The organism is Chiayiivirga flava (assembly GCF_014202825.1).
In the GTDB taxonomy this organism is placed as follows: Bacteria; Pseudomonadota; Gammaproteobacteria; order Xanthomonadales; family Xanthomonadaceae; genus Chiayiivirga; species Chiayiivirga flava.
This window is the reverse complement of record NZ_JACHHP010000001.1, coordinates 754,212-766,506: the sequence shown is the minus strand read 5'-3', so window position 1 is coordinate 766,506 and position 12,295 is coordinate 754,212. Positions and strand designations below refer to the sequence as shown.

13 protein-coding genes are annotated in these 12,295 nt (G+C 69.6%); all 13 read left to right on the top strand.

Features of this window, described 5'->3' with window-relative positions:
* The first annotated feature begins 114 nt into the window (after nucleotides 1-114).
* On the top strand, nucleotides 115-1,536 hold the full coding sequence (gene hemN / locus HNQ52_RS03190; protein ID WP_183959631.1) for an oxygen-independent coproporphyrinogen III oxidase: 1,422 nt from the start codon (nucleotides 115-117) through the stop codon (nucleotides 1,534-1,536).
* Nucleotides 1,537-1,634: 98 nt separating this feature from the next.
* Nucleotides 1,635-3,071: a cytochrome-c oxidase, cbb3-type subunit I gene (ccoN, locus tag HNQ52_RS03185; protein ID WP_183959630.1), complete on the top strand. Its 1,437-nt coding sequence runs from the start codon at nucleotides 1,635-1,637 to the stop codon at nucleotides 3,069-3,071.
* Nucleotides 3,072-3,078: 7 nt separating this feature from the next.
* Nucleotides 3,079-3,789 (top strand): cytochrome-c oxidase, cbb3-type subunit II, encoded by a 711-nt coding sequence (gene ccoO / locus HNQ52_RS03180; protein WP_183959629.1) that lies wholly within the window; start codon nucleotides 3,079-3,081, stop codon nucleotides 3,787-3,789.
* A 1-nt stretch (nucleotide 3,790) separates the two neighbouring features.
* The gene (locus tag HNQ52_RS03175) at nucleotides 3,791-3,949 is read left to right on the top strand and encodes a cbb3-type cytochrome oxidase subunit 3 (RefSeq protein ID WP_183959628.1); all 159 of its coding nucleotides are present in this window, start codon (nucleotides 3,791-3,793) and stop codon (nucleotides 3,947-3,949) included.
* Nucleotides 3,946-4,863, top strand: a complete 918-nt coding sequence (gene ccoP, locus HNQ52_RS03170; RefSeq protein WP_183959627.1) for a cytochrome-c oxidase, cbb3-type subunit III — start codon at nucleotides 3,946-3,948, stop codon at nucleotides 4,861-4,863. Before HNQ52_RS03175 ends, ccoP begins: the two co-directional genes overlap by 4 nt.
* Nucleotides 4,860-5,156 (top strand): hypothetical protein, encoded by a 297-nt coding sequence (locus tag HNQ52_RS03165; RefSeq protein ID WP_183959626.1) that lies wholly within the window; start codon nucleotides 4,860-4,862, stop codon nucleotides 5,154-5,156. Before ccoP ends, HNQ52_RS03165 begins: the two co-directional genes overlap by 4 nt.
* A gap of 1 nt (nucleotide 5,157) precedes the next feature.
* Nucleotides 5,158-6,708, top strand: a complete 1,551-nt coding sequence (locus HNQ52_RS03160) for a 4Fe-4S dicluster domain-containing protein (RefSeq protein ID WP_183959625.1) — start codon at nucleotides 5,158-5,160, stop codon at nucleotides 6,706-6,708.
* On the top strand, nucleotides 6,705-7,208 hold the full coding sequence (locus tag HNQ52_RS03155) for a FixH family protein (RefSeq protein ID WP_343059191.1): 504 nt from the start codon (nucleotides 6,705-6,707) through the stop codon (nucleotides 7,206-7,208). Before HNQ52_RS03160 ends, HNQ52_RS03155 begins: the two co-directional genes overlap by 4 nt.
* A 2-nt stretch (nucleotides 7,209-7,210) precedes the next feature.
* Nucleotides 7,211-9,619: a heavy metal translocating P-type ATPase gene (locus tag HNQ52_RS03150; protein ID WP_183959624.1), complete on the top strand. Its 2,409-nt coding sequence runs from the start codon at nucleotides 7,211-7,213 to the stop codon at nucleotides 9,617-9,619.
* Nucleotides 9,616-9,786 (top strand): cbb3-type cytochrome oxidase assembly protein CcoS, encoded by a 171-nt coding sequence (gene ccoS, locus HNQ52_RS03145; RefSeq protein WP_183959623.1) that lies wholly within the window; start codon nucleotides 9,616-9,618, stop codon nucleotides 9,784-9,786. Before HNQ52_RS03150 ends, ccoS begins: the two co-directional genes overlap by 4 nt.
* Nucleotides 9,773-10,507 (top strand): sulfite exporter TauE/SafE family protein, encoded by a 735-nt coding sequence (locus tag HNQ52_RS03140; protein WP_183959622.1) that lies wholly within the window; start codon nucleotides 9,773-9,775, stop codon nucleotides 10,505-10,507. The genes ccoS and HNQ52_RS03140 overlap by 14 nt, the downstream gene beginning before the upstream one ends.
* 116 nt (nucleotides 10,508-10,623) lie before the next feature.
* Nucleotides 10,624-11,232: an OmpW/AlkL family protein gene (locus HNQ52_RS03135; RefSeq protein WP_183959621.1), complete on the top strand. Its 609-nt coding sequence runs from the start codon at nucleotides 10,624-10,626 to the stop codon at nucleotides 11,230-11,232.
* A gap of 72 nt (nucleotides 11,233-11,304) precedes the next feature.
* Nucleotides 11,305-12,294, top strand: a complete 990-nt coding sequence (locus tag HNQ52_RS03130; RefSeq protein WP_183959620.1) for a GlxA family transcriptional regulator — start codon at nucleotides 11,305-11,307, stop codon at nucleotides 12,292-12,294.
* Nucleotide 12,295: the final 1 nt, after the last annotated feature.

The following is a 12,295-nucleotide window of genomic DNA, read 5'->3' as shown; positions in this document are numbered from 1 at the left end:
ACGGTCGGCGCAGCCTGCGGGCGCGGGCCCGCACCGGGCGTCCGACCGGGCGCAGCGCCACCGGATTGACCTCGATCAACACGCGCGCCGCATGTGCACCCCACACTGAGGCGCATGTGCCCGCATCCCTCCGCACGCGTCTCCCGCGCGGCCGTGCCGCTCACGGTGGACTGGCCGTTCGACGCCGAGCTCCTGCGCCGTCACGACCGCCCCGGCCCGCGCTACACCTCGTACCCGACCGCGCCGCACTTCGCTGCGGCGTTCGGCGAAGACCGGTGGCGCGCGGCGATCCGGGCGGGCAACGAGTTGCCGGCGCCGAAACCGCTGTCGCTCTACGTGCATGTGCCCTATTGCGCGGACCCGTGTTTCTACTGCGGCTGCAATCGCGTCATCACGCGCGATGCGGCGCGCGCTTCGGCCTATCTGGCGCGGCTGCGGCGTGAGCTCGCAGGGGTCGCGCCGCTGTTCGACCGGCACCGCCAGGTGGTGCAGCTGCATCTGGGCGGCGGCACGCCGAACTTCGTCGCACCGGCGCAGCTGGCCGGGCTGATCGATGCGGTTGCGACGGGTTTCACGCTGAGCCCGTCGCCGGATCGCGATATCTCGATCGAACTCGATCCGCGCCACATCGACGCCGACGGCATCGCCGTGCTGGCGCGCGCCGGCTTCAACCGCGCCAGCCTCGGCGTGCAGGATTTCGATCCTGCGGTGCAGGCCGCGGTCAATCGCGTGCAGGAGGCGGACGCGACGCTGCGTCTGATCGATGCCTGCCGGCGGTCCGGCTTCCGTTCGGTCAACGTGGATCTGATCTACGGCCTGCCGAAGCAGACCCGGGCCGGCTTCGCGCGCACCCTCGCGCAGGTGCTCCAGGCACGGCCCGACCGCCTCGCGATCTACGGTTACGCCCACATGCCGTCGCTGTTCCGCGCACAGCGGCAGATCGATGCCGCCGACCTGCCGGACGCGGAGCAGCGGCTCGTGCTGCTGGGTCTTGCGGTGGAGACGCTGTGCGGCGCCGGTTACCGCTACATCGGCATGGATCATTTCGCGCTGCCCGACGACGATCTCGCGAAGGCGCAGGCGCGTGGCGACCTGCACCGCAATTTCATGGGATACACCACGCATCCGCAGACCGATCTGGTCGGCATCGGGGTTAGCGCGATCAGCCATATCGGCGACACCTACAGCCAGAACCATCGCGATCTGCCCGCATGGGAGTCGGCGATCGACGCGGGACGGTTGCCGTTGTGGCGCGGGATCGCGCTCGATGCCGACGACCGGCTGCGCGCGGATGTGATCCAGGGGCTGATGTGCCAGGGACGCATCGACATTCCCGCCATCGAACAGCGGCACGACATCGACTTCGCGGCGACGTTCCGCGAGGCGCTGCGCCTGCTCGAACCGTTGCGGGCCGACGGCATCGTCGAGGTGACCGCAACCGGCATCGCCGCAACGCGGCGCGGGCGCGGCCTGCTGCGCGCGATCGCGCAGTGTTTCGACCGCTACCTGCAGGACGCGCGGCGCGACGCCGCGTGAGCGGCGCGGGGCGGCGGAAGCGTGCGCCGGTTGACCTGGATCAAGATGCCGCGCCGTGGCCCTGCGCACACTTGCCCCGTCGCCCACGGGACCGCCAGATGACCACAGCAGCCACCACCTACAACGACACCGCGGTCCGGCAATTCGCCGTGATGACCGTGGTCTGGGGCATCGTCGGCATGGCCGTCGGCGTGCTCATCGCGGCGCAGCTCTACTGGCCGGCGCTGAACTTCGACCTGCCGTGGCTCAGCTACGGCCGGCTGCGCCCGCTGCACACCAACGCGGTGATCTTCGCGTTCGGTGGCTCCGGGCTGATGGCCACGAGTCTCTACGTGGTGCAGCGCACCTGCCACGTGCCGCTGTTCGCGCCGAAGCTCGCCGCTTTCGTCTTCTGGGGCTGGACCGCGGTCATCGTGCTGGCGGCGATCACGCTGCCGCTGGGCATGACGCAGGGCAAGGAATACGCCGAGCTCGAGTGGCCGATCGACATCCTGATCACCCTGGTCTGGGTGGCGTACGGCGTGGTGTTCTTCGGCACCATCGCAAAGCGGCGCGTGCGGCACATCTATGTCGCGAACTGGTTCTACGCAAGCTTCATCATCGCCGTGGCGCTGCTGCACATCGTCAACAGCATCGCGTTGCCGGTGGCGCTGACCAAGTCGTATTCGATCTACACCGGCGCCGTCGATGCGATGGTGCAGTGGTGGTACGGCCACAACGCGGTGGGGTTTTTCCTCACCGCCGGCTTCCTCGGGATGATGTACTACTTCGTGCCGAAGCAGGCCGGGCGGCCGGTGTATTCGTATCGCCTGTCGGTGATCCACTTCTGGGCGCTGATCGCGATCTACATGTGGGCCGGCCCGCATCACCTGCAGTACACCGCATTGCCGGACTGGGCGCAGTCGCTCGGCATGGTGTTCTCGCTGATCCTGCTGGCGCCGAGCTGGGGCGGCGCGATCAACGGCGTGATGACGCTCTCGGGTGCGTGGCACAAGCTGCGCACCGATCCCATCCTCAAGTTCCTCATCGTCGCGCTCTCGTTCTACATGATGAGCACGTTCGAGGGGCCGATGATGTCGATCAAAACGGTCAACTCGCTCTCGCACTACACCGACTGGACCGTCGGCCACGTCCATGCTGGTGCGCTCGGCTGGGTGGCGATGATCACGGTAGGCTCGTTGTACGCGCTGCTGCCGAAGCTGCTCGGGCGCGACGAAATGTATTCGACGCGCGCCATCGACGTGCATTTCTGGATGCACACCGTCGGCGTGGTGTTCTACATCACCGCGATGTGGATCGCCGGCGTGATGCAGGGCCTGATGTGGCGCGCCACCAACGCCGACGGCACGCTGACCTACAGCTTTGTCGAATCGCTCAATGCCACGTATCCCTACTACCTCGGGCGGCTCGCCGGCGGCGTGTTGTGCCTGGCCGGCATGGGACTGATGGCATGGAACCTGATCCGCACCTGGCGGGCGGGACGCGCGGTGGATGCGCCGGTCCTCGTGCCCGATCTCTCCAACGCACGCGCCTGAGACCGACATGACCGAAAAACATCCTGCCGCGCACAATCAGCATGCGCACGAGAAGCTCGAGAAGAACGTCGGCCTGATGGCGATGTTCATCGCGCTGGCAGTCTCGTTCGGCGGACTCGCGGAAATCGTGCCGCTGATGTACCAGGCCGAGGCGATCGAACCGCTGCCGGGCGTGAAGCCGTACCCCGCGCTCGAGCTCGCCGGGCGCGACATCTACGTGCGCGAGGGCTGCTACAACTGCCATTCGCAGATGATCCGCACGCTGCGCTTCGAGACCGAACGCTACGGCCATTATTCGCTCGCCGGCGAATCTGTCTACGACCGCCCGTTCCAGTGGGGCAGCAAGCGCACCGGGCCGGATCTCGCGCGCGTGGGCGGGCGCTACTCCGACGACTGGCATCGTGTCCATCTCACCGACCCGCGCGCGGTGGTGCCCGAGTCGAACATGCCGTCGTTCCCGTGGCTGGCGGACGCCGCGGTCAGTGCCGACGAGGTGACATCCCGCATGCGTGCGCTGCAGGGCATTGGCGATCCCTACACGGACCAAGACATCGATGGCGCGGCGGCCGCGGTCGCCGGCAGGAGCGAACTCGATGCCGTGGTCGCATACCTGCAGGGGCTGGGCAAGCACGTCGGTCCGACGTACGGCACGCCCGGCACGGGCGCGCCGGTGGACGACACCACGCAGGCCGCGGCGCCTGCATCCTCGGGAGAATGACATGACCTCCGGCATCGTCACCGCCGTGCTGCTGGTGCTGTTCCTCGGCGGCTGGATCTGGGCGTGGAGCCCGAAACGCCGCGCCGATTTCGACGCCGCCGCGCGCCTGCCGCTGGACGACGCCACGTCGCCGCACGCGCCGCCGGAGCCGCGCGCATGAGCACGGGCTGGTCGATCTACATCATCGCGATCGTCGCGCTGAACATCGTCGGCTGCGTGTGGCTGCTGTGGTGGACGGGCAAGCGCCGTCCCGGCGATCCCGCGCCCACCGACACCAGCCACGTCTGGGACGGCGATCTCACCGAATACAACAAGCCGATGCCGCGCTGGTGGATCAATCTGTTCTACATCACCATCGTGTTCGGCATCGGTTACCTGGTGCTGTATCCCGGCCTCGGCGCGTTCGCCGGCACGTCCGGCTGGACCTCCGCGCGCCAGCACGACGCCGAACGCGATGCGCGCGAGGCCACGCTCGCGACGACGTTTGCGCCGTACGGCGGCCAGCCCATCGACACCATCGCACAGGATCCGCATGCGCTGGAACTCGGCCGCTCGATCTTCGCCAACCACTGCGCCACGTGCCACGGCTCGTCGGCCAGGGGCGCACGCGGATATCCCGACCTCACCGATACCAGTTGGCAATGGGGCGGCGATCCCGACACCGTGCTCGCCACCGTGCTCGACGGGCGCGAGGGCATCATGGCGCCGTGGGAACAGGTGCTGGGCGGCCCGCGCGGCGTCACCGAGGTGGCGGTGTACGTGCAGTCGCTCTCGGGCACGGCGACGGATCCCGCGCTGGCGCGGGCAGGCAAGACACGCTTCGACGGCATCTGCGTGGCCTGCCACGGCCGGGATGCCAAAGGCAATCCCGCGCTCGGCGCGCCCGATCTCACCGACAGGGTCTGGCTGTACGGTGGCGACTACGAGTCGATCCGCACCAGCATCTCGCAGGGTCGTCACGGCGTGATGCCGGCGCACCGCGGGATCCTCGGCGAGACGCGTGCGCGCGTGGTGGCGGCGTATGTCTGGTCGCTCTCGAACACGCCGAAACAACCCGTCGCGGCCTCGCCATGACCGACGTCACCCAGCTGCGTTTCGATCACCCGCCGCGCCCGCTGGCGCAACGCATCGGCGCGATCGCGTGGCCGAGTTTCTTCGCCGCGGGCGTGGCGACGACGGTGTTCTTCGCCTTCGTCGATCCGCTGCAGTTGCGCGACATCACGCTTCCGCACGCCGAGATCGGCCGCGAGCTCGGCTACACGATCGGATTCTTCCTGTTCTGGAGCGCGACGGCGTCGTCGAGCCTGTTCACCTGGCTGCTGCTGCGCCCCGCGAGCCGCTTCAACACGCCGCTGCGCCCGGACTGACGTGAAACCGTCGATTCCCGTGCAGCTCGTGGACGAGGCCGGCTCGCTCTACGCGAGCGAGCGCAAGGTCTATCCGCGCGACGTGTCCGGCCGCCACCAGCGGCTGCGCACGCTCGCGGTATGGTGGCTGCTCGGCATGTTCTACCTGTTTCCGTGGCTGCGCTGGGACGGACGGCAGGCGGTGCTGTTCGACCTGCCGGCGCGCAAGTTCTACGTCTTCGGACTGAATTTCTGGCCGCAGGATTTCGTCTTTCTCTCCCTGCTGCTCGCCATTGCCGGGCTTGCGCTGTTTTTCTTCACCACGCTGGCCGGACGATTGTGGTGCGGCTACGCCTGCCCGCAGACGGTGTGGACCGAAGTCTTCCTGTGGATGGAGCGCTGGACCGAGGGCGATCGCGTGCGCCGCATCAAGCTCGACGCCGCGCCGTGGAACGCGGAGAAGGTGCGCCGCAAGGGTGCCAAGCACGTTCTCTGGGCAGTGTTTGCGCTGTGGACCGGCTTCACCTTCGTCGGGTTCTTCAGCCCCATCGTCGATCTCGCCGCACGTACGCCGCTGCAGTGGAGCGGCTGGGAGACGTTCTGGATCCTCTTCTACGCAGTGGCAACGTGGGGCAATGCCGGCTTCCTGCGCGAACAGGTGTGCAAGTACATGTGTCCATACGCGCGATTCCAGAGCGCGATGTTCGACCGCAACACGCTGATCATCGCCTACGACCCGCGCCGCGGCGAACCGCGCGGCGCGCGAGCGCGCGGGCTGCCGGGCGTGCTGGAGCGGGCGCGTGGCCTGCTCGACGTGGCGGCTGCGTTCGATCTGGTGGCGCGCGCGGCGCGGCGTGGCGTCCGACCCGGCGCGGGCGCGGCGGGTGGGACGATCGAATTGCTCGACGCACCGATCGATGCACAGGCCTGGCCCAGATTCGCGCCCGACGCACTTGGCGACTGCATCGACTGCACGCTGTGCGTGCAGGTGTGCCCGACGGGCATCGACATCCGCAACGGCCTGCAATACGAATGCATCGCCTGCGGTGCCTGCATCGACGCCTGCGACGGCGTGATGGATCGCATGGGCTATCCGCGTGGCCTGGTGCGCTACGCCACGCAGAATGCGCTCGATGCCAGACCGGTGCGCATCGTGCGTCCCCGTATCGTGATCTACGGCACGCTGCTGCTCGCGTTGTGCACCGGCTGGGCCGTCGGCGTGACGCACCGCAGTCCGCTGATCGCCGAAGTGCTGCGCGATCGCAACGCGCTGTATCGCCCTGCGGCGGACGGTCGCATCGAAAACGACTACACCCTGCGGTTGGTGAACAAGGACGGCACGGCACGTCGCTATCGCGTGACGCTGCAGTCGGGGTCCGGCGTGGAGCTCGGTGGCGGCGCATTCGACGTGGATGCCGGCGCGGAGCAGGTGCTGACGCTGCCCCTGTCGCTCGCGGCGCCCGCAACCGTGACCGGCCGCCACGACGTCGTATTCGTCGTCGAAAGCAGCGACGGCACGGTACGGAAGACGGTCGAAAGCAGTTTCTTCGCGCCCGCGGCAGGCACGCCGTGAGCGCGCCGCGCCGTGCCCTGCGCGAGCCGATGGTGTGGCTGGTGATGTTGCTGCCGGCTGCGGTGGTCGTCGCCGGTTTCGTCACGCTGGGCATCGCGATCAAGTCCGGTGGCAACGATGGCGTGCCCGAGGCCGTGCATCGCACGGCGCAGATACAGACGGCCGAGCTCGGGCCGGAAGACCGTGCGCGCCGGCGCGGGTTGCGCGCCGTGCTGCAGGTGCAGGCCGACGGGCTGCGCGTGTTGCCGGTGCAGGGCGATTTCGAACGCACCGATCCGCTGCGGCTCACGTTGACGCATCCGCTGCGTGCCGACCGCGACACCAGCATCGAACTGCAGCCCGATGCGAGCGGCTGGCATGCGCAGATGGTGGTCGATCCGACGCACGACTGGCAGCTGCAACTGGCGCCGCACGATGCCGCGTGGCGCATCCACGGTCGCTTGCCGGCCGGGCAGCAGGCCGCACATCTGGCGTCGTCGCTGCGCGACGGCGGCGACTGAGCATGTACGGCGCGCCCGCCACCGCCTGCCATCATTGCGGCGAGCCGTTGCCTGCGAACCCGGCAGTCGCGATGATCGACGGCGTAGCACGTGCGTTCTGCTGCACCGGATGCAGCGCGGCGTCGCGCTGGATCTGCGATGCGTCACTCGGCGATTACTACGCGTTGCGCAGCGCCGCCGCGGCGCGTGTGGCGCCCGACGATGGCGACGACCACGCCGCGTGGGATCGTGCCGAACTCATCGATCCGCACAGCATGGCCATCGACGGTGGCCGGCAGATCACGCTGGTCACCGACGCGATGCGCTGCGCCGCCTGCGCGTGGTTGATCGACCGCGCGCTCATGCGCGAAGCAGGCGTGATCGATGCCTCCGCGAATGCCGTCACCGGGCGCATCCGCATCGCGTGGAACCCGCAGCGCGTGCCGCTTTCGCGTCTGGTGGCGCGACTGGCATCGCTCGGCTACCGAGTTTACCTCGCCGGTGGCGAGGCGCGCGAACGTGCGCGTCGACAGGCGCGAAACACGTGGCTGCTACGCGTCGGCGTTGCGGGCCTCGGCGCGATGCAGGCGATGATGTTCGCCGAAGCGCTGTACCTCGATACCGCGCAGCAAATGCCGCTCGCCACGCGCGACTTTTTCCGCTGGATCACCTTCCTGGTGTCGACCCCGGTGGTGTTCTACGCCGGCTGGCCGTTTCTCGCGGGCATGGCGCGTGAACTGCGCCACCGGGCACCGGGCATGGATACGCTCATCGCCGGCTCCACGCTGATCGCGTACGGCGCGAGCCTGATCGAAACGCTGCGCGGCGGCCCGCACGTGTGGTTCGACGCCGCGGTGATGTTCGTGTTCCTGCTACTGATCGCGCGTGGGATGGAGCAGGGCGCGCGAGCGCTCGCGAGTGCGCGCATCGACGCGCTGGCACGCGCTCGTCCGGCGCTGGTGTCGCGCGAGAACGCGGCCGGCGCCTGCGAGCGCGTCGCGCTCGACGCGCTGCATGTCGACGACGTGGTGCGCATCGCGGCCGGCGACGCGGTGCCGGCCGACGGCGTGCTGCTCGATGCCGATGCGGCGTTCGACGAAGCCCTGCTCACCGGCGAATCGACCCCGGTGCGGCACCGGCCGGGCGATGCCGTGCTCGCCGGCAGCGTCTGCCGCGATCCGGCGCGGGTGCGGGTGACGCACGTGGGTGCCGACACCTGGCTGTCGCAGCTGGCGCGGCTGGTCGAACAGGCGCAGGCGTCGCGTCCCGCGCTCGCACGTGTGGCCGAGCGGGTATCGGCGTGGTTCGTCGTGGTGCTCGCGCTGATCACCGCGCTGGTCTACTTCTGGTGGCGACAGCACGATCCGTCGCGCGCGGTCGAGGTGGTCATCGCGCTGCTCGTGGTGAGCTGCCCGTGTGCATTGTCGCTCGCGATTCCGGCCGCGCTCGGCGCTGCGCACGGCGCGCTGGCGCGGCTCGGCGTGCTGGCGTTGCAGCCGGAGGCGCTCGCGGCGCTGGCACGGGTCGACCGCATCGTGTTCGACAAGACCGGCACGCTCGGCGACGGCGCGCCGGTGGTGGTCGATTGCGAGACGTTCGGCCCGTTCGATGCCGCCACCGCGCGGCGCACCGCCGCGGCGCTGGAAGCCGGCAGTCGCCATCCGCTCGCACGTGCGTTCGCGCTGCGCGACAGCGTTGCGCTCGCTCCCGTGCACGCCTTGCGCGAGGTCGCAGGCGAGGGCATCGAAGGCACCGTCGACGGTGTCCGCTGGCGCATCGGTCGCTTCGGCTTTGTCGCGGGGCTGTCGGTCGATGGCAGGCATGCGGATGCGCCGGACGACCGTGCCGTCTGGCTCGGCAACGGCGACGGCCTCGCCGCGCGGTTCACCGTACGCGAGCAGCCGCGGCAGGACGCGGCGGAAGCCATTGCCGCGCTGCGCGCGCGCGGCGTCGTCGTCGAACTGTGCAGCGGCGATGCGGCGGACGCCGTGACCGAGTTCGCGCATCGTCTCGGCATCGACGACAGCAGCGCGCGCTGCTCGCCCGCCGACAAGCTTGCGCGCGTGCGAGCGCTGCAGGCGCGCGGCCACGTCGTCGCGATGGTGGGCGACGGCATCAACGATGCACCGGTGCTCGCGGGCGCCGATGTCTCGTTCGCGATGGGCAATGGCGCCGCGCTTGCGCACGCCGCTGCCGACTTCGTCATCACCGCGCCGTCGCTGCTGCGCCTGCCGCAGGGTATCGCGCTGGCGCGCCGCACCTGCGCCGTCGTGCGGCAGAACCTCGCCTGGGCTGTCGGCTACAACATCGTAGCGCTGCCGCTCGCGGCCACCGGGCATGTCACGCCGTGGCTCGCCGCGCTCGGCATGGCGGCCTCCTCGCTGCTCGTCACCGGCAACGGGTTGCGCCTGCTGCGCCCGGTGGCGCCGTGAACATCCTGCTCGTGCTCGTGCCGATCAGCGTGCTGCTGCTCGGGCTTGCCATCGGCGCGTTCGTCTGGGCCGTGCGCTGCGGCCAGTTCGACGATCTGGACACGCCCGCGCTCGACATCCTGCGCGAGGAATCCCTGCCACCGGCAGCGCGCGATGCCGACGCCTGACTGGCTCACGCTCGGCGCCGCGTTTCTCGCAGCCCTGCTCGGCGGCGGGCACTGCGCGGCGATGTGCGGCGGCATCGCGACCGGCGTCTCCGCGCTGCACGGCGGCAGTGGCTGGCGACCGGCGGTGGAGGCCAATGGCAGTCGTGTGTTGGGTTACGTTCTTGCGGGTGCCATTGCCGGCGGTGTCGGCCACGGCATCGTGACGTTCGCGCGCAGCGACACGCTGGCACTCGCCTTGCGCATGGCGGTCGGTCTGGTGCTGCTGATCGCCGCGCTACGTCTTCTCGATGTCCGCAGTCGCTTCAACCCGTTCGCGCGTGCTTCGGCGCGGCTTTGGCAGCGCCTGCAGCCGCTCGCGCGACGCATCGGACCTGGGAATTCCGCCTTGCGCCGCATCGCGCTCGGCATGCTGTGGGGCTGGTTGCCGTGCGGCCTGAGCACCACGCTGCTCGCTGCCGCGTGGCTGCAGGGCGATGCGTTGCATGGCGCGCTGACGATGGCCGCGTTCGGACTGGGCACGCTGCCGGTGATGCTTCCGCTGACGTGGTCCGGCCAACGCCTCGGGCGCTGGCTGCAGCGGCCGGCGCTGCGCAGTGCCGCCGGCATCGTCATCGCGGGTGCGGGCCTCGTCACGCTGGGTGCGCCGTGGCTGATGCATCTGCCGCAGATGCACGGCGTGCTGTCGATGCTCGGCTGTCTGTCGATGCCGGCGACGGGTTGAACCGCGCGTCGCGTCGCGCGTGCGGCGGTGCAATCGGTGCCGATATTGATTCCGGTCAAGGCGCCGCATCGTGCCGGATTCGACAATCCGGACAAATCCACCGACGAGCCATCACGATGAAACCGCATCTCCTGTCCCTCGCCCTGCTGCTTGCCGTGCCCGCCGCCGCCGGGGCCACCGACGGCAACTGGTTCGCACGCGTCGGCCTGCACGCCGTCGATCCGCAATCCGGCAACGGCACGCTTGCGGGCGGCGCGTTGTCCGCGTCGATCGACAGCGACATCAAGCCGACATTCGTGATCGGCCGCCGGCTATCCCCGCACTGGGCACTGGAGTTGCTCGCCGCCGCTCCGTTCCGCCATACCGTCCAGCTCAACGGCGTCGACGCGCTGGACTTCAAGCATCTGCCGCCGACATTGTCGTTGCAATACGTCTTCGCGCCGGACGCGCGCGTGCAGCCGTTTGCCGGCATCGGCCTCAACTACACGTTGACCTTCGACGAATCGGAAACCGGACCGCTCACCGGCACGCGCACGCGCGTGGGCAATTCGTTCGGCCCGGCAGCGCAACTGGGGCTCGTGTTCGAGACCGGCCGCGCGTGGAACATCGTGGCCGATGTGCGCTGGGCCGATATCGATGCGGATGTCAGCGTCGACGGCGTCGACGTCGGCGAGGTGAGCGTCGACCCGCTGGTGTACGGCATCGCGCTCGACTGGCGGTTCTGAACCGGCCACGTTCCCCGGCGCGCGTGCGCGTGCACGTGCGCGCCGGGGCGTACCGCCGCTAGCATCGGCGGCATGACCCGACTCGTCGCGATGCTGATCTACCCCGGCGCCCAGGGACTGGACGTGAGCGGCCCGCTCGAGGCGTTTGCGCTCGCGCGGCAGCAGGCACTCGACGCTGCACCCGGTTCCGAGCCGCTGTATGGGTTGCGGCTCGTCGCGGAACGGCCGGGGCCGGTGCGGCTCGCGTCGGGCATCACGTTGCTGGCCGATCGCGGATTCGACGATGGCTGCGACGGCGTCGACACGTTGCTGGTGTGCGGCGCGATGGGGGACATGTCCGGTATCGCCGCGGACGCAGCGCTGCGCCGGTGGATCGCGGAGAGCGCCCGGCGGGTGCGACGTGTCGGCTCGGTCTGCAGCGGTGCATTGCTGCTCGCGGCCGCGGGCGTGCTCGACGACCGCGCCGCCACCACGCACTGGATGGACGTGGCCGAACTGCAGCGGCGGCATCCGGCAACGCGCGTCGCGCCGGACGCGATCTACGTGCGGGACGGCAGCGTCTGGAGCTCGGCCGGCATCACCGCGGGCATGGACATGGCGCTCGCGATGATCGCCGACGACCACGGACGTGCGCTGGCGCTGCAGGTGGCCAAACGCATGGTGATGGTGGCGCACCGCTCGGGCGGCCAGAGCCAGTTCAGCATGCAGCTCGATGCGCTCGATCTGCCGGATGTGTTCGCCGAACTCGCCGCATGGATGCGGCAGAACCTCCGTCAGCCGCTCGACGCGGCAACGCTCGCCGCACGCGTGCATCTGGGCACGCGCCAGTTTGCGCGGCGCTTCCATGCGGCCTTCGGCACGACGCCGCAGCGCTATCTCGAGCGTCTGCGCATCGAGGCGGCCAAACCGCTGCTCGAGCACAGCGCAAAGGACATCAAGCGCATCGCGTTCGAATGCGGCTTTGCCTCCGAGGAAGCGATGCGGCGCGCGTTCGTGCGATGTCTGCGGGTGCGGCCGGGCGAATACCGTGCCCGCTTTGGCGGTGTCCCCGCCACGCGCTGAT

Bases quoted from the DNA above. Each gene is read 5' to 3' on its own strand.
- HNQ52_RS03140 (WP_183959622.1), top strand. From the start codon at position 9,773: ATGCCGACGCCTGACTGGCTCACGCTCGGCGCCGCGTTTCTCGCAGCC.
- hemN (WP_183959631.1), top strand. From the start codon at position 115: ATGTGCCCGCATCCCTCCGCACGCGTCTCCCGCGCGGCCGTGCCGCTC.
- HNQ52_RS03130 (WP_183959620.1), top strand. From the start codon at position 11,305: ATGACCCGACTCGTCGCGATGCTGATCTACCCCGGCGCCCAGGGACTG.
- HNQ52_RS03150 (WP_183959624.1), top strand. From the start codon at position 7,211: ATGTACGGCGCGCCCGCCACCGCCTGCCATCATTGCGGCGAGCCGTTG.
- ccoN (WP_183959630.1), top strand. From the start codon at position 1,635: ATGACCACAGCAGCCACCACCTACAACGACACCGCGGTCCGGCAATTC.
- HNQ52_RS03135 (WP_183959621.1), top strand. From the start codon at position 10,624: ATGAAACCGCATCTCCTGTCCCTCGCCCTGCTGCTTGCCGTGCCCGCC.
- ccoO (WP_183959629.1), top strand. From the start codon at position 3,079: ATGACCGAAAAACATCCTGCCGCGCACAATCAGCATGCGCACGAGAAG.
- HNQ52_RS03165 (WP_183959626.1), top strand. From the start codon at position 4,860: ATGACCGACGTCACCCAGCTGCGTTTCGATCACCCGCCGCGCCCGCTG.
- ccoP (WP_183959627.1), top strand. From the start codon at position 3,946: ATGAGCACGGGCTGGTCGATCTACATCATCGCGATCGTCGCGCTGAAC.
- HNQ52_RS03175 (WP_183959628.1), top strand. From the start codon at position 3,791: ATGACCTCCGGCATCGTCACCGCCGTGCTGCTGGTGCTGTTCCTCGGC.